Here is a 17,368-nt window from a genome sequence, read left to right as displayed (position 1 = left end):
GCTCACATTTGAGTCCATTGCATTACCCGGCAATGAAATATACAGCACACCCGATTTTCTTTTTATAGATCTTATTGACAGCGCCAATAACAGGTACCTCACCGTGCCGGATGATTTTAATTATTCATTTACCAATTATGTATACGACTACCAAACCTTTGGAGGCTATCTGAAGGACAACAAATACTTCTTCAATCTTACGCGTTATGTGCAGAATAAAGTTACCAACCAAAGCCGGAATTACGCTTTAAGGTTATTCGCACCTCAAACCACGCTTGATTATTATACTTATCCCAAAGAATCGGGCGCTGTTATTACCGGCAACCGGGTAGCATTCCGCATTAACCAGCAGATAGCCAGGGGCAGAGCCATAGTAGGTGGTGGAAGCCACCCTTCACAACCGATGCGGCTGCGTATAATTTATTCAAAAATTTAAGGCCCTGCTTCTTATCTTTGCGCCACTCCAAAATATGTGGTCTTATATTCTGGTGCTTTATATTTTATTAAACATCCTTTAAAATGCCTTATTTATTTACTTCAGAAAGTGTATCCGAAGGACACCCCGACAAAATTGCCGACCAGATATCCGATGCTTTGATTGATCATTTTTTGGCCTTCGATCCCAATAGCAAAGTGGCATGCGAAACGCTGGTAACCACCGGGCAGGTTGTATTGGCTGGTGAAGTAAAATCCAAAGCATATCTCGATGTGCAGGAAATTGCCCGCAGTGTGATACGTAAGATCGGCTATACCAAAAGCGAGTATATGTTTGAAGCGCATTCCTGCGGCGTATTGTCGGCCATACATGAACAGTCTGCCGATATTAACCAGGGGGTTGACAGGAAAAAGAAGGAAGAACAGGGCGCCGGCGACCAGGGGATGATGTTTGGATATGCCAGCAATGAAACGGAAAGCTATATGCCGCTGGCGCTTGACCTGGCGCACAAAATACTGATTGAATTATCGGCATTGAGAAAAGAGAACAGGCAGATCAAATACCTGCGCCCCGACGCAAAAAGCCAGGTAACCCTTGAATATGACGACAACAACAAACCTGTTCGCATAGACGCTATTGTAGTTTCTACCCAGCACGACGATTTTGATACCGAGACCAAAATGCTGGATAAGATCAAAAAAGACATCATCAGTATTCTTATACCCCGTGTAAAAAAGAAATACAAAAAGTATTCGAAGCTGTTCAACAACAATATCAAATACCACATTAATCCAACAGGAAAATTTGTGATAGGCGGTCCCCATGGCGACACCGGCTTAACCGGGCGCAAAATAATCGTAGATACTTATGGCGGAAAAGGAGCACATGGCGGCGGCGCATTCAGCGGTAAAGATCCTTCAAAGGTAGACCGCTCGGCAGCCTATGCCACACGTCATATTGCCAAGAACCTGGTGGCTGCAGGCGTGGCAGATGAAGTGCTGGTGCAGGTATCGTATGCAATAGGCGTTGCCAGGCCTACCAGCATCAATGTAAAGACCTTTGGTACCTCCAAAGTGGATTTAACAGACGGGGAGATCGGCAAAGCGGTAGAAAAGATATTTGATATGCGTCCTTATTTTATTGAAAAACGCTTAAAGCTGCGCAACCCCATCTACAGTGAAACCGCGGCATACGGTCATATGGGGCGTAAGCCGGAAATCGTTACCAAATCCTTTGTTTCGCCGGATGGTAAAGTAAAGAAAGTAAAAGTAGAACTGTTTACCTGGGAAAAATTAGACAAAGTGAAGGAAGTGAAAAAGGCATTTGGGTTATAAATGATACATCCGTTTTTTGCCGCAGGTTCACAGGTTTTATTTGTGGGGCTGCGGCATTTTTTATTGTAGCAATGCGAAAGTTGTTAAGGCATATTCCTGACAGTTGCTCATTTTTCCTTCCCCGCCGTTGTTGGGTGTTCGTGAGATGGGCAATGTGTGCCCGCATCACCAGCCCGCCCGACTGGGTCATCCCCGCCTGAACTGGGTATTATTAGACGAGCAGATGAAGATCGCCAAAGATGCCGGTGGCAATATCATGGCCGGTGGCTACAGCGGTGCAGACCCCGTAGGCGATAAATGGTTTTCCTGTATATATTTATGGTGTAGGAACCATAAACCCTAATTAATAATAAATATGAGAAAACTATTGCTATTGTATTTTTTTGTTTCATTTTCAGGCTCCTGTGCCTTTATCCGTATGGATGACAGCATTGATCTCGGAAATAAATACAGGTACGTACAAGACTATCCACAAGCAATTCTTTATCATAAATCTCCTGAATATAAGGGAGGCGGAATCAACATCGTTCCACCAGTTGTCCTGTCATATAAATTCAATGACCGCTATATCATAGCCAAGTCGCAGGAAGTAGATAAAATGACAGGGAACGGGGAAGGGTTACCTATTCATTACTGGATAGTTGATAAAACAACAGACGGAACTCCGGTAGAGCCGATGGATTCCAGTAGCTTCTATCAGCAATTAAAAGAGTTAGAAATTAGCCTCTCCCTAAAATAGTCCTTTCTAACAGGTCTAATAGCATAGTCATTGAGTAAAAACCAGATCAGACCGGTCAAAGAAGCCGCTACGATTTGTAGCGGTTTTTTAATTACCTGAAAGCCTGTTTAGTTTTAAAATTCTGGATGTAGGTATCAATGACATTGAACAGGACGTTTTTGGTATCGGCGTCCATTTTTTGTATATCGCTGATGCGTTCTACTGTTTCTTTATCGTAAGAGGCGTTTTCCCCTTCGCCGATTAAAAAATCCACCGTTACGCCAAAGGCTTTAGCCATTTTAGCCACCATTTCAATAGATGGCAGGTTCTCATTACGTTCATACTTGCCGATGATCTCCCGGGAAGCGTCAATCTTTTGCGCCAGCTGATACTGGCGCAGGTCTGTAGCATTGGTGGTGTGAGTTAGCCGACCTGTTGCCAACGCATTACTTGATTTACAAAACCCCCGGCAGGCGCAAGCGTCCCGCTTGTGCCGTTAAATTCTGATACCTGCCATTTGTTTTCCCGCCGGGGTCTTCGCCGGGTGGGTAAGAAGCGAAGAGCGAGACCCAGGCGAATGCTAAAAATGACAAGATGTAAAATATATACCGTAAAAAATATGCTTCAGCGCAGGGGTCTCATGGCCCCTCACAGTGGCGCTTTATGAAGACCCCAGCGCGACTTATGGAAACGGCGCAGGCAGCTACAGAAAACACCTACTACGATAATATAGACCTTACCCGTTTTGCCAAAAGCGGCATCTTGATACTGGCGCAGGTCTGTAGCGTTGGTGGTGCGAGAGAGCCGACCTGTTGCCAACGCATTACTTAATTTACAAAACAACAATAAAGAAGCCTGGCGATTGCCGGGCTTAGTATTTTATTGCCCCCGGCAGGCGCAAGCGTCCCGCTTGTGCCGTTAAATTCTGATACCTGCCATTTGTTTTCCCGCCGGGGTCTTCGCCGGGTGGGTAAGAAGCGAAGAGCGAGACCCAGGCGAATGCTAAAGATGACAAGATGTAAAATGTATACCGTAAAAAATATGCTTCAGCGCAGGGGTCTCATGGCCCCTCACAGTGGCACTTTATGAAGACCCCAGCGCGACTCAAAGTGGAGTGCTTTAAAAGCAGAATGGTTAATACCGCTGGTGACAACACCAGGCAGGGGCGATGGCGGAAGAAGCAAATCCCAAAAAACAAGAACCAAAGAAATTTCAAATCTGAAATTTCAAATTCGAAATCCGAAGAAAGTGTAGGTCTGGCTAAACACAAAGCAGGACTACCAAACCTGCGCCAGTTGAGCATATTTTTTACGCTGTGGCGCCAGGTCAGGCAGTAGCTGCTATTTATAGTCCCACGCAATATTTTACACCGCTGAGCATATAGCAGATGTTAATAGTGCTTGCACTCCAGTTGGGCTCAAATATCAACCCTCCGCTGTACAGTTCTTTCCCCAGCAGGCCGTATACCGTTCCCTGTCCGCTTAAATTTATTTTTTGCGGCGTTACCGCAACCCCTATATTGGTTTTTACAAATTGGGTATTGTAGTTGTAATTGCCTTTCAGGAGGAAGTCATCAACACCGTATACATCGCCCGACACATTTACCTTGAAAACAGACAGGTCTATGTTTCCGCTCAACTTCACTCCCGTTGGCCCGGCGGTTAGCCTGCCACCGGAGAAGGTAAAGCTGTTACCGGCTATGCGTACAGATCTTGATATGGACCCTGTTAATGTTATACCGTTGGCGTTAACAGCGCCCTGTGCCAGTATATTGGTTTCCAAAATAATCCCGAGGTTGAGCTCGGTTTTGAAGAAAACCCCTGTGGCTTTGGAAATACGTACAATGCCATTCGCCGATGGCAATTTCACATCTCCAAAGGCAATATCGGCTGTTTTCACCTCACCTTCCAGTAAAAAATCGTCTGTATTGATTTTTCCCTTTACATGCACAAAACCAAGGTGCGGGATATCTACTCCACCTTCAAGCTGTACTCCTTCAGCAGGATCGGTGGAGGCGCTGAAGCTCATATCGGCCGTGGGTAACCGCATTCCGTTGTCCAGTATAATTTCAGCGCCTGCTCTTAATTTGCCTGATATGCTTACTCCCTCTTTGCGTAAGGTTCCATTGCCCTCCGCTTCTCCCAGTCCAAATGGTAATACTGCGGTTCCGTTAAAGGTGATGCCCGAATCGCTGCTCAGCGTCAGGCTCATTTGCCGGGCGCTCAGTTCAACGCCATTGGCTAAAGTGATGTTATTGTCGAGAGAGCCCGAGAGTTCAAACCCTTCAGGAGAAAGACTGCCTGTTATCTCTTTCGACAAATGAAGCGGTCCGATCTCGTTGATCTGCCTGCTGGTAAATTCAATACCGGCGGCACTGATCATAAAGCTCGAACGTCCGAAATCTATCTCACCAAAATACGGGATCTGCATGTGTGCTTCACTTTCTGTGAGAAACCTGATATCTTCAATTTCGGGCCCGATACTGCAATAAAAAAATGAATTCATACCGGGAGGAGCAAACAGGTATTTCTTTATTCTCTCCCCAAATATCTCTGCCACAACAGGGGTTTTTATTTCTCCGCCAAACCTGTAAAATGAAGGGACCTGTCCGTTTCCGAGCTGGTTGGGGCCAGGGATCTGCCATTGGGTGGTGGCACCGGTAATATCAAAATCAAAATCCTCGTTAAAAATTTCCCTGCCCACGATCTTATTGATATTGGGCAGCATACCCAGCACCAGCCCAATTCCTTTTCCACCTGGGTCAACACTCCCGGTAAAAGAAACCATATAGCCGTTTTGTTCATCGTTCAGGAACCAGTCTACCGCATCCGTGTATTTATCTTTTATGCTCTCACCCCGCAAGGGTGGAATTAATGAGCCCACAGGATAATGCACATAAGACTCCCCGGACAGCTGCAGCACACCCGTGGACGGTATGGGTATACCCGCTAAACGGAAAAATAGATGAGAAGGCAATTCCATAAAACGATCAAAACCAAAGTTTTGTTTAAAAGTTTCCGGGTCGCTTATTTTAAAATCATATGGTTTGGAAAGAAATAATCCGTTGTTTGATATACCGATAGTTAATCCGGTTGCATCTGCATATTCAAATCCTTCTTTTCCCAGTGCTACCAGTTTGTCGGCCGCCTTTTTCCAGAACCTGCTTACCGTGTTGGCTGCTTCTTTGGCATTGCCCCCGGGTTTATACAATTGTGTTTTAAAGAACACAGCGGGATCTTTGGGATCAAGGTAAAAATCTACAAAGCTGTAAATAATGGAATTGGCTACATTTCTAAGTTGAAATTTATCTCCGGTATCTTCATTGAACACCCTGATATGCAGGTATTTCTGATCTTCCGCAAGTGGAATATCCGTACCATAATTTTGTATATAATAGCTTCCTGTTTCATATTCTATATGGGATTTTATTTTTTCCCATGCCATCGAATTGCGTATTTCACTGAATATGCCCACATTGGGAAATTCTGCCATACCCACGCCACTGAAAGAAGCAATTGAACTGTCGCTGTTGGTAACTACCTTAAATGAGCCCTCACCCACAGCAAAAGATGAGCCATCGTCTGTTTTGGCATTCAGTGTGCCGGTGAAATCAAAGCCATTTGCCGTTGACACAATATTGTCTGACTCAATTACAAAGCTGCTGCCGCTTCCGGCAGGCGCAGGTAAAGTAATGGTTTGCCGCGGAGGCGCACTCATCTCTTTCTGGCAGGAACTTATCGTAATAAGTCCGGAAATGATGAAGCTCAGCCAGGCTGCCCGGGGAGAAAAGGGAGAAGATGCCATAACGAACGTTTTTATTGAAAGAATAAGCTGGGAAAACGGTTCAAAGCTAATAGCAGGTGCCGGTTGGCGCTATAACAAATGTTGCAAAGAGTATAACAATTGTTGCAAGATGCAGTTGGAGCGCAACAGATAAGGGAATTGACGGGGTCATCCTTATTATTGAAGCTAAAAATACATTCTTTTCATTGCGGGGGCCCGGATCCCCGCAATAGCTTTTATGAAGATTTCAGCGCGATCTAATCTGCTTAATGCGAAACAGCCTCGTGGAGTTGGGCGGGATACCTATTTCCAGTTGGTTCGATTCTGCAATTACCTTTCCCGATTGAGGATCAATGATCCTGGCTTTAAATGGAAGCCGCAGCAATTGATCTCCACCTTTAGCCGAATGGACCACCACCCATCCTCTTCCTGCATAAAGCACCTCCCCGCCCGGTTGCAGGTACCGGTGCACTTTAGCTTTGCCCAACAGGTCGTTCAATGCCCGGGCATCCCATTGTAAGGGCCTTTCTGCCGCTGTTGTTCCATTGCCGGGTGAATATACTTTTGTGTTATAGCCATCCGTCCACAGTACCCAGGCGCCACCCCGCGTGGCTGAGGCTATGAGTGTTTCTTCCTGCGGCTTCAGCTTTAAAAAACCCAACAGCCAGATAACACGGTATTTTTGGGGCGCATTGCCGATATCTTCTCTTAAATACAGGTCATAGGGAGCGCCCATTTTACCAAGCGCATAGCGGTTATGCAATATATTACCCGTAAGGCTTCCGAAGGAGGCATCCATGAACCCCAGCTTTTCATCAACAAACACCGCCACCTGCGGATCCGTCTCAGGAATATGTTTGTCCGGGTATTTATAAAAATACTCCTGTCCGCTTTTAATAACATCCAGCAATTGCGGGTGGCTGAACCAGCCGCCCCACATATCAAACCACCAGCCGCCGTAGCCATAAGCAAGCATGCGGCCCAGGTTCTTTCTTAACAGCGCTACCGACTCTTCCATCGTTTTGGGTCCCAGCCAAACGCCATCCGTGTAAGCTGTGCCCGGCGGTGCTACATGTGGTGCCCTGTCTCTCAGCATGGTTGTTACGGCTGTGCGGGTATCGTTTTCTGCCAGCCATAATTTACCATGCAACTGAACAGATTTAATTGCGGCAAAAGGCGCCCAGTCTTCACCGCTCACCCTGTTGTAATCATTAGGACTCGACAAATAGTCGAGGTCTTTACAGCGCAGCAAGGTGGATAAAGCGCCATGACCCCGCCGCAGGTCGCTTACAAAAAAATGATAGCCGTAAAATGCGCCGCTCAACAGCTTACCGGCTGAGGCCTGTTTTACTATTTTACAAAAGTAGGCTACGTTGTATGCCATGGTTTCCGCGTGGAAATCAAAGGTATCAAACACCTGTCCTGCCGTATCGGCGTCCCGCCATTCCGCTTTCCTGTGTTTTCCGCTTATATCGCCAAGTGTTGCCGTTTCAAAATCAACAGCAGGCTGCGCCCATGCCCGCCGCAGCGCTGCATTGCTGTTGTGATAGCGTACGCGCAGCCATTGACGGAATGCCTTCAGCCGCACCGGGTTTTCATCGTAAAACGCATCCCTGAAATGATACATCCACTCCTCGGTAAAGCCACCTGCCACATGTATCCCGATAAGATTTCGGGCATACGCGGAATGCAAAAGCCAATGGATCATTGCGGTCAACACCCGCCCTGCCTCTGCTCTCCACAAAGGGCTGTAAAAGCTGGTGCGGTACAACGATCCGTCGGGAAGCATGCAGGCTGTTCCGGGGTGCAGCGCTTCCCACCACGCCGGCGCGTCGAGGTGGATCCGGATAATGACCATTGCTTCCGGATCTGCCGACAATATCTCGTCAAAGTCTTTTATTAGGCCTGAGTAATCAAACTCGTTTTCGCCAACCCATATATGGGGACGGAACGCTTTGATGCCGCTGGTTGAATTGATCCCCCTGTCGCCCAGATAAGCAGGAATATTATACAGGTGCACACCTGCGGCTGCCATTTCTTTATAATATTTCTTTTCACCCAGGTACGACATATAGGCATATGGCGGATAGGGCTCACCGTTGATAAAAAGCGCAGGCGCTCCTTCATATTCCCGCACTTCCGCGTGCGGCTGACCAATGGCAATACCGGTAATGCAGGTAAGCAAAACGGTAAACAGGATATGATAACTGTGTTTCATTAAAAGTTATTGACTTATGCCACAGGCGCAAACTTACACTTATGGCTTTTGAATATTTCAATAAATTACAGGTGAAGCGGGTGAAAGATATTATATTTAATTATGCGAATACGGGTCATAATTGTATTGCTGCTGGCTGTATCTTTTGCCAACGGATACGCACAATCCCGTTTTAAAAACGAAAAGGACTCGCTGTTGTTTGCGCAGGCAGACTCTGCTTTTGCATCGGCTTCGGGGCATTCCGATTCGATACTATCCCTTACCAAAGCATTGCTGGCAAAAGCAACATCGTATGCCGGCAACCTGTCTTTAGCCAATATGCACAATGCGATGGGCTGGGCATACCTGCACAAAGGGTTTCTTGATTCTTCCGTGAACAGCCTGTATACTGCCTGGCAGCTTTTTGGCAAAGCCAGTGATACCAATGGTATCATCAGGGCCTGCATCAACATTTCAGAAGTATATACCAAGCAAAATAAAATTGCAAACGCCCTGCAATATCTCACACAGGCGGATTCGTTGTGCACAGCAACCGGCAATATTCCTTATCATACCAATGTACAACGGCAACTGGGCGTTGTATACCGGGAAGCAAAAGATTATAAACGCGCCGCGGCATACCTGAACAAAGCGCTTGCCGGGTTTCAGCAGCAGCAGGATGACTTCCGTTATATCAGCACAGGCATCAGCCTTAGCATACTTTACAGGAATTTAAAGTTGCCCGACAGCAGCCTGTACATTTTAGATCAATGTAATGCTGTTGCTTCCAGGCAGGCGGCTTCGCCCTACCGTTCCGCAATGATACAGGAGCACATTGCAGAAAGCTATTATCAAAAAGAGCATTTCAACAAAGCGCTGGAGCATTATTCCAATGCCTATACCACTTTCAAAAAGATTAACAATAAGGGCGATATCGCTTATGAAGCCATGAACATGGGGAAGACTTTGTGGAAACTGCAAAGGCCGGGAGATGCGGAGCAATATTTTACTGAAGCATACCGCATCAGCGATACCCTTAAAATGCTGAACTTTCAATATGATATAGCCCGGGCGATGGCCGATATGCATAGTGAAAACGGCAACTTTAAGAAAGCATATCAATACCTTAACAATGCAGCGGTGTTGAGGGATTCTATTGATCTTTCTGAACAGGTGAGACTTACCACTGAATTGAAGGAGAAATTTGAAACCGGGAAAAAGGAAAATGAAATTGTATTGCTGAAAACACAAAACGAGCTCACAGAAGCCGACAACAGGAAAAACCGTTTGCTGCAATATCTTTTCGGGGTGCTTTTTATTGCGTCTGTACTGATCGGCTGGTTGCTGTTTAACCGTGTGCGCATCAAAAGAAGATTGAACGAACAATTGCTGCGCAACCAGATAGCGGGAGACCTGCACGACGATATCGGTTCGGCGCTTTCCGTAATAGACATCAGCAGCCGCATTGCGCTTGCCAAAAAAGAAGATGCAGGTGTTGTTGCCGGACAGTTGCAAAAGATCAAGCAATATACGGCAAGCACAATGGACAGCATGAGCGATATTGTATGGTCTGTAAACCCCGGCAACGATAATTTTGGGAGTGTGATGACACGTGTACGTGAATTTGCGGCTGAAGTATGCGAGCCTTTGCAGATACAATTGAAAATAAATATGGAAAGCGCATCAGACCGGATCCCGCTTGATGCCAACAAACGCAGGCATGTTTTGCTGCTGTGTAAAGAGATCATCAACAATGCGGTAAAATACAGCCGTTGCAGCCTGCTGGAGGTAAACAGCGAAGTGACAGATCATAACAGGATACAGATAACCATAACCGATAACGGCACCGGTTTCGACCCGGATACCGTAAAAAAAGGAAATGGCCTGGTCAATATGAAAGCAAGGGCAACAACACTCGGGGGTGATCTTATATTGAACACATCAGCAGGCAAGGGCACTTCTGTTCAATTGGTATTTCCTATAGGATAAGCCATTATCATCACCCGAAATGGGGAGGCGCAGGCAGTTTTTTGATGCTAACTTTACAATTTTGTATGCCGATCACGATCCATATTTATGATGACAATGCCGCGCTCAGGCAGAGCCTTGAACAATTGCTTGACCTGTCGGGAGAATTTTCAGTAACCGGCAGCTTTGACCTGTTTACGCTCTCTTCGCCGGCAGCTATGCCGGATATTATTTTGATGGACATTGATATGCCGGGTGTATCGGGCATTGAGGCGGTTAAAATAATAAGAACGTTTAACAGGAAGGTGCCTGTTATTATGCTGACCGTATTTGACGACAACGCCCATATACTGGAAGCCATATGCGCGGGTGCATCGGGTTACCTGCTCAAAAAAAGCATATCAGAAAAGCTTGTTCCCTCCATCAAGGAAATGATCGCGGAAGGCGCTACGCTAAGCCCTTCGGTAGCCAAGATGATCATACAGGCAATGCAGAAAACTTCTCCAAAGGAACAGTATCATTTCAGCCTACGGGAAAAAGAAATACTCGAATGGCTTTGTAAAGGCAACAGCTATAAGATGATTGCCGCGGGGCTTAATATTTCTTTTGAAACGGTGCGCACCCATATCAAGCATATTTACGAAAAGCTGCAGGTGCGCTCGGCTACGGAGGCCGTTAGCAAAGCCATCAACGAAAAGCTGATCTGAGGGGCAGGGTGAATAGTGAATGCGTTCATCTGCCAGAAAAATTAAAAACTATAACCCCGTGTACAGTAAGATAATGTCTTAGCCTCTATGCTATTGCCCCATTCACTATTCACCATTGACAATTCACAAATCCCCCCATCACCCTTTTTGGGGTTGCATCATTTTAACTTTTGTTGAAATTTTGTTGAACAAACCGTATATCATGCAACAAAGTTTACGTTGTGGGATTTTTATCTTTTTTTTCCTGGTACATGCCTTCACTGCTTTATCGCAGGTTACGGCCACAGCCGTAAAAGACATTCGGCCTGGAGGTGCGGGCAGCGAGCCCAAATTCCTTGCTTCATATAACAATGCAATCTATTTCAGCGCTGTTGACGGTGTACATGGCAGGGAGTTATGGAAATCGGATGGAACAGAAGCCGGAACGGTAATGGTAAGAGACATTAACCCTGGTAGCGACGGATCGTTCCCCGAATGGCTTACGGTGAGCAATGGTTACCTGTACTTTTCGGCCGATAACGGAACAAACGGCGGAGAGCTTTGGCGGAGCGACGGCACAGCAGCCGGTACGCAGATGGTACAAGACATTAATCCCGGCAGCGGAGATTCCTACCCCATATCGCTGACGGATGTGAACGGTGAGCTTTATTTTTCGGTTACAACAACCAGTATTCCTTTCGCCAGCCGTGGCTTATGGAAAACGGATGGTACAGCAGCCGGTACCGGATTGGTGGTAAGTACTTATTCCAATTCAGTAGGGTTTGGTTATATTATGCCCGACAATCTTATAAATGCAAACAGTACGATTTTTTTCAGAGGGGACTGGCCAAGCCTTGGAGGCAGCTCTACCTTGTGGAAAAGCGATGGTACGGAAGGAGGTACTGTAATGGTTTCAACCAACGCGTCAAGGTTTCCTTACGGTATTCAACCTTCCGATCTTACAGCATTTAATAACGAAGTATACTTTGCTGCAAAAATAGAGGGCGAAGGAGGTGCCGGTTTATGGAAAAGCGATGGCACGGAAGCCGGAACGGTAATGGTAAAAGATATGGATATCAACAGTACCGATGGGGGCGTGCAGCATCTTATAAATATCAACAATACACTATATTTTTCAGGATTCCCGGGAGCTTCTTCAAATAGTGAACTTTGGAAAAGCGATGGCACCCCGGGTGGTACTATGTTTGTAAAAGATATTAATCCCGGATCATTGGGTTCCAATTCTTCAAATTTTACAGATCACGCCGGCAGGGTTTATTTTGTTGCCAACACGTCTGATCATGGATATGAAATCTGGGCAACAGATGGAACAGGAACAGGTACTGCGTTGGTTGCCGACCTGTATCCCGAAGCCGGCAGTACCTTTCCGAATGTTTCTACAGGCGGCAGGGTGCTTATCGCACTCAATGGCAACCTGTATTTCCGGGGCGTCCTCGACAATGGACTTGGAGAAGAATTATATAAATTAAACGAAACGATCTTGCCCGTGACGTGGGAAGAACTGGGCAGTGATTGCGTGGCAGGTTCACCGCGTCTTAACTGGAAGACAGCCACAGAAATAAATACCAATGATTTTATTGTTCAGGCAAGTGCCGACGCTGCAAACTGGCATAACAGGGATACCATTGCTGCTGCCGGGAACAGCAGCACAACCCGTTCTTACCAGTATATTGAGAACAGTCCGAAAAACAATTACCGGTACTTCAGGATCGTACAAAGAGATACAGATGGCAGGTCAGCTTATTCAAAAGTATTGAATACTAACTGTGGAAGCGCTGCAACGCGGTTGAGCGTAATACCCAATCCTGCCAACAACACCATCACTTTAACCGGTATTGAGAACAGGGATATAAGCTACATGGAGATCTTTGATATTGCGGGAAGAAAGGTATTGCTTTCACAGGATAAGAAGGTTACTATTGATATCGGCACACTGAGCAAAGGGTTGTATGTATTAAAACTCGTGCAAAAAGATGCAGCTATAATAAGCCTGAAATTTATAAAGCGATAGCTCTGATTCCATTTATTCCACATAGCGTCAGTGAAATTTACTGAATAAAGCTTTAACCTGTTTTTAAAATTAAATTATATGAGCATGCTACAAAAACTTCCGGCAATTATGCTTACAGCATTTACGCTGGTATTCCTGTCATGTAACAAAGACAATACCCCCGGAGACCAGGATGATGATCCCGGAGAAACAGGTACTGTTACGGACGTAGACGGTAATGTATACAAAACCGTTAAGACCGGCAACCAGGTATGGATGGCTGAAAACCTGAATGTAACCCATTATAATGACGGCGGAGAAATATACAATGCTACTGCCTCTGCAGCAAATCCCGACTCCTGGATACAGCGCCCGGGCGGGCTCCGCTGCTATTACGACAACGATGAGAATAACGGGAAAATATACGGGCAGCTTTATAACTGGGCTGCGGTCAATAGCGGTAAGCTGGCTCCCCAGGGCTGGCATATACCTACAAAAGAAGAATGGGAAACACTGACTGCATTTTTGGGTGGAGAGATCACTGCCGGCGTGAAGTTGAAAGCAACTACCTCATGGGATAACGGATCAACCCATCCGGGAGACAACAGTAGTGGTTTTACAGGTTTGGCGGCAGGTGGGCGAGGCAACAACCTGGGTATATTTGGAGGAAAAGGAACTACTGCAGCTTTTTGGTCATCCACCAAAGCAGGAACATTTTTATATTCCTATATTTTATCACTCAACTCCGCCATGGTCAGCTCTTTAAATACTACATCCGAAAAAGAAGGACTTTCTGTGCGTTGCGTAAAAAATTGAAGCTGCGGATATGTAACGCTGCTTTGGTATGTCTTTCATGGCCTGGAATTAATATAGTGTAAGTATTGCCGGAAATATCAGCTTCCGGCTTTGTTTTTTTGTATAATTTCATCCGGTTTTCTGTTTATAAATTTTTATTGTTTATGAATGACCGGCATAACCCCTGGCAGATCATTGATCAGAAGCAGGTTTATGATAATCCATGGATACAGGTAACAGAATATAATGTGATCAACCCGGGTGGCGGAAAGGGCATTTACGGTAAAGTGCATTTCAAAAACAATGCTATAGGCATTGTACCGCTCGACACGGAGGGCAATACCTGGCTGGTTGGACAATATCGCTTTCCGCCGGATGCCTATAGCTGGGAAATACCGGAAGGCGGCGGGGAACTGCATACCAACCCGCTGCTCTCGGCACAACGCGAACTGCTGGAAGAAACAGGTATAAAAGCAGAAAAATGGGATAAGGTGCTGGATATGCATTTGTCTAATTCATAACCGATGAAACCTGTATGGTGTATCTTGCACGCGGGCTGTCGTTGCATGAAGCAGCGCCGGAAGAATCGGAACAACTGGCTATAAAAAAGCTCCCTTTTACAGAAGCGTTTGATATGGTCATTAACGGAGCCATAACGGATTCCGTATCTGTTGCCGCCATTTTAAAAGTAAACTATCTTTTAGAAAATCACCTTATATAATTATTCCACATTGAAAAAATCATCACTGATCATCGGCCGCCAGCCCCTCATTGAAGCTTTTGAAAGCGGTAAGGCCATTGATAAGATCTTCATGTATAAAAACATCAATGGCGAAAATATCCAGCATATCCGCCGGTTGGCAAAAGATAATCATGTTCCCATACAAATGGTGCCTGCCGAAAAGCTGAACGGCCTTACAAAAGCCAACCACCAGGGCGTTGTGGCCATTGCTGCCATGGTGCAGTATACCGAACTGCAGCAGGTCATTGATCATGTTGTAAGCAAAGGAGAGCATCCTTTATTTATTATGCTGGATGGTGTAACAGACGTAAGAAATATTGGGGCCATTGCCCGCACAGCAGTGTGCTGCGGCGCCCAGTGCATTATTATACCCGACAAAGGCGTGGGAGCGCTGAATGAAGAAACGATGAAATCATCGGCCGGCGCATTGGAACTGGTGCACCTGTCAAGAGTAAGCAGTCTGGCGCATGCGGTAGATACCCTGCACTTAAATGGCATAAAGGTGCTGGCCGCTGAAATGAAAGCAGCCCAAAAGGTATATGAAGTTGAGTTTAATACACCCTGCTGCATTATTATGGGCAATGAAGAAAAAGGGATCCAGCGGTTTTTAACCAGGGCATCCGACGGCCATTTTGCCATACCCATTGCCGGCAGCTTTGATTCTTACAATGTATCTGTTGCAGCGGGAATTATTTTGTATGAAGCGATGAAGCAACGGATGGCAGTACACTAATACAAAGCATCAAATGACAAACAACAAGAACCAGGTAAAATCCAAATATTAAATTCGAAGCCGGGAATCCGAAATCCGAAGAGAATACAAAGCATCAAAAGACAATAACAAGAACCAAACCTGTCCGCCAGGGTGGATAAAATTCAGGTTTCAAATCCTAAATCCGGAAGCGATGCAACTATAAACAATAAACTACAAATTAATTCAGGCACAATCTCAAACCCGCCTGCCGGACGGGCAGGTCTTAAATCTTAAATCTCAAATCTATCTGTTCCCGGCAAAAGTCATTGAACTCGCTTTCGTTTACATCATGCATGATGATCTCTCTCTGAAGCATCCTGTTGTTCTTAAAATCCAGGGTAAGTAAACCGTCTTTAAGCACCACGTTTGAAAATGCAGTCCATTCGTACCGTTTCCTGAAAAAAGTATTGATCACTATTCTTTCATCGGATACGCCAATTTCGAGCGGGTGGCGCGCCTGGTGATCGAATAAAATGAATAAAATGAACAGCAGGGCGATCCATCGCATCCCGGGAACCAGCATCCACAGTAGTCCGGTAACGAACAACGGGTGTTTATAAGTTACGGCTTTGCTGACCCTTCTTCTTACCCTGATCGTCCATATCAATACAGCCGGAACGAGCCAGTGCACCCAAAACAATACGGAAGAATAGCTTCCATAGGTATAGGTGTGATACAAAAAAAATATCCAGGAAATAAAGCAAAGCAGGAAGCTGATATAGTTGATATTTTCCGGGTTTTCTTTTTTCAGTATAAGTATGTACTGGAACAGTTCACTCTTCTTTTTCGACATAAATATCAGTTGCTTGCTACCATAAGGTTACACAATTTGAACAATACTCTTGCACCCACATTTTCATCCCACTCATTGCTGCTGATGCCCACCTCGCACAAATCGAATCCGATAAGCTGACGGCCGCCTTCCAGTATTTTTCGGAAAAGATAAAACAGCTGTTCTGCCTCAAACCCTCCCGGAACAGGCATTCCCGTATGCGGACATAAGGTCCTGTTCAAACCGTCAATATCGAAGCTGATGTATACTTTTTGTGGAAGATGGTTGATGATCTCATCTGCCAGATACTGCCAGCTTAATCCTTCATACTGGCGTTCCTTTATCTGCTTATCGAAATAAGTAACTACCCTGTTGCAGCTGTTGCAGATGTAATCCCATTCACTCTGGCTGTAATCGCGAACACCCACCTGCACCAGGCGGGTGAGCTGTGGAATTTCATTTAAAGCATTGTACATTATGGAAGCATGCGAATAGGTAAATTGCAGGTAAGCTTCGCGAAGATCGCAATGGGCATCAATTTGTAAAATACCAAAGTCGTTGTGTTTTTCGGAAATAGCCTTATAAAATCCCAGTGGCGTGCTGTGATCACCGCCCAACAACCCAACCAGCTTGCCTTTGTCCAATAAAGCTTTGGTTTGATCGTATACCCATGCATTCAAAAAATCACTCCCCTCATTTACTTCCTTAAGCGCCTTGCACATGAAGCGATTTTCATCAATTTTTTGACCGTGGGAGATATAATCAATGAAAAGCTCAGATTCTTTGCGCAGATAATCGTTTTTAAACAGAATTTTTTTATCCGGCTCACGCAAAAAGAATCCCTGCTTCCAGCCCTCGTTCACGTCGGCATCAAAAAGATCCACATGCAAACTCGCCTTTTGAATGCGTTCCGGGGCTCTTGCCGTGCCGGCAAGGTAGCTCACCGTAACTTCCCAGGGTACCGGCAGTACTACAAGCCTCGCTTCTTCTTCAGAAAAAGGCAAACCGAAAATATTGTAATTAGGGTTGCCTGAACAATTGGGGTCAAACTTCGATAGATCCATGATCAAATAAAATGATGCTTCAAAAAGCGGTGCAAGTTATAGCAGTTCTTTGCAATAACAAACTTAATAACGTTATAATTACAAAGAAGGATGCAGGGGGAGAATTTG

General features: G+C 45.6%; 16 protein-coding genes. 11 read left to right on the top strand and 5 right to left on the bottom strand.

Going from position 1 to position 17,368, the window contains the following annotated elements:
• The 4 genes from PLH26_RS11670 to PLH26_RS11655 form a co-directional block, all read left to right on the top strand.
• Window positions 1-436 (top strand): hypothetical protein (locus PLH26_RS11670; protein WP_324586197.1); only part of this gene is annotated, 436 nt, incomplete at its 5' end.
• Between the two features lie 83 nt (window positions 437-519).
• Window positions 520-1,770: a methionine adenosyltransferase gene (metK, locus tag PLH26_RS11665; protein WP_324586196.1), complete on the top strand. Its 1,251-nt coding sequence runs from the start codon at window positions 520-522 to the stop codon at window positions 1,768-1,770.
• 103 nt (window positions 1,771-1,873) lie between these two features.
• Window positions 1,874-2,113: a hypothetical protein gene (locus PLH26_RS11660; RefSeq protein WP_324586195.1), complete on the top strand. Its 240-nt coding sequence runs from the start codon at window positions 1,874-1,876 to the stop codon at window positions 2,111-2,113.
• Between the two features lie 12 nt (window positions 2,114-2,125).
• On the top strand, window positions 2,126-2,509 hold the full coding sequence (locus PLH26_RS11655; protein ID WP_324586194.1) for a DUF3997 domain-containing protein: 384 nt from the start codon (window positions 2,126-2,128) through the stop codon (window positions 2,507-2,509).
• 91 nt (window positions 2,510-2,600) lie between these two features.
• Here the strand turns inward: PLH26_RS11655 and PLH26_RS11650 are convergent, their stop codons facing one another.
• The 3 genes from PLH26_RS11650 to PLH26_RS11640 form a co-directional block, all read right to left on the bottom strand.
• Window positions 2,601-2,930 (bottom strand): helix-turn-helix domain-containing protein, encoded by a 330-nt coding sequence (locus tag PLH26_RS11650; RefSeq protein WP_324586193.1) that lies wholly within the window; start codon window positions 2,928-2,930, stop codon window positions 2,601-2,603.
• 902 nt (window positions 2,931-3,832) lie between these two features.
• Window positions 3,833-6,292 carry a translocation/assembly module TamB domain-containing protein gene (locus PLH26_RS11645; protein ID WP_324586192.1) on the bottom strand — a complete coding sequence of 820 codons (2,460 nt, stop codon included), beginning with the start codon at window positions 6,290-6,292 and terminating at the stop codon, window positions 3,833-3,835.
• Window positions 6,293-6,518: 226 nt separating this feature from the next.
• Complete coding sequence (locus PLH26_RS11640) at window positions 6,519-8,489, bottom strand: alpha-amylase family protein (RefSeq protein WP_324586191.1); 1,971 nt, start codon at window positions 8,487-8,489, stop codon at window positions 6,519-6,521.
• Between the two features lie 102 nt (window positions 8,490-8,591).
• Between PLH26_RS11640 and PLH26_RS11635 the strand changes: the two genes are divergently transcribed.
• The 7 genes from PLH26_RS11635 to rlmB all read left to right on the top strand — a co-directional run bounded on the left by PLH26_RS11635 (window position 8,592) and on the right by rlmB (window position 15,403).
• Window positions 8,592-10,457: an ATP-binding protein gene (locus tag PLH26_RS11635; protein ID WP_324586190.1), complete on the top strand. Its 1,866-nt coding sequence runs from the start codon at window positions 8,592-8,594 to the stop codon at window positions 10,455-10,457.
• Between the two features lie 65 nt (window positions 10,458-10,522).
• Window positions 10,523-11,143, top strand: a complete 621-nt coding sequence (locus tag PLH26_RS11630; protein ID WP_324586189.1) for a response regulator — start codon at window positions 10,523-10,525, stop codon at window positions 11,141-11,143.
• Window positions 11,144-11,345: 202 nt separating this feature from the next.
• Complete coding sequence (locus PLH26_RS11625) at window positions 11,346-13,154, top strand: ELWxxDGT repeat protein (protein ID WP_324586188.1); 1,809 nt, start codon at window positions 11,346-11,348, stop codon at window positions 13,152-13,154.
• 84 nt (window positions 13,155-13,238) lie between these two features.
• Window positions 13,239-13,949 carry an FISUMP domain-containing protein gene (locus PLH26_RS11620; protein WP_324586187.1) on the top strand — a complete coding sequence of 237 codons (711 nt, stop codon included), beginning with the start codon at window positions 13,239-13,241 and terminating at the stop codon, window positions 13,947-13,949.
• 143 nt (window positions 13,950-14,092) lie between these two features.
• Window positions 14,093-14,449 carry an NUDIX domain-containing protein gene (locus tag PLH26_RS11615; protein WP_324586186.1) on the top strand — a complete coding sequence of 119 codons (357 nt, stop codon included), beginning with the start codon at window positions 14,093-14,095 and terminating at the stop codon, window positions 14,447-14,449.
• Between the two features lie 14 nt (window positions 14,450-14,463).
• Window positions 14,464-14,649: an NUDIX hydrolase gene (locus PLH26_RS11610; RefSeq protein ID WP_324586185.1), complete on the top strand. Its 186-nt coding sequence runs from the start codon at window positions 14,464-14,466 to the stop codon at window positions 14,647-14,649.
• 10 nt (window positions 14,650-14,659) lie between these two features.
• A complete protein-coding gene (gene rlmB / locus PLH26_RS11605; protein WP_324586184.1) occupies window positions 14,660-15,403 on the top strand; it encodes a 23S rRNA (guanosine(2251)-2'-O)-methyltransferase RlmB in 744 nt (247 codons plus the stop codon).
• A 244-nt stretch (window positions 15,404-15,647) separates the two neighbouring features.
• Here rlmB and PLH26_RS11600 read toward each other — a convergent pair whose 3' ends face one another.
• Both PLH26_RS11600 and PLH26_RS11595 read right to left on the bottom strand, forming a co-directional pair.
• A complete protein-coding gene (locus PLH26_RS11600; protein ID WP_324586183.1) occupies window positions 15,648-16,217 on the bottom strand; it encodes a hypothetical protein in 570 nt (189 codons plus the stop codon).
• A 5-nt stretch (window positions 16,218-16,222) separates the two neighbouring features.
• Window positions 16,223-17,260 (bottom strand): agmatinase family protein, encoded by a 1,038-nt coding sequence (locus PLH26_RS11595; RefSeq protein WP_324586182.1) that lies wholly within the window; start codon window positions 17,258-17,260, stop codon window positions 16,223-16,225.
• Between the last annotated feature and the right edge of the window lie 108 nt (window positions 17,261-17,368).

The organism is Agriterribacter sp., from assembly GCF_035444585.1.
Taxonomy (GTDB): domain Bacteria; phylum Bacteroidota; class Bacteroidia; order Chitinophagales; family Chitinophagaceae; genus Agriterribacter.
This window is presented reverse-complemented; position numbering and strand designations above follow the sequence as displayed.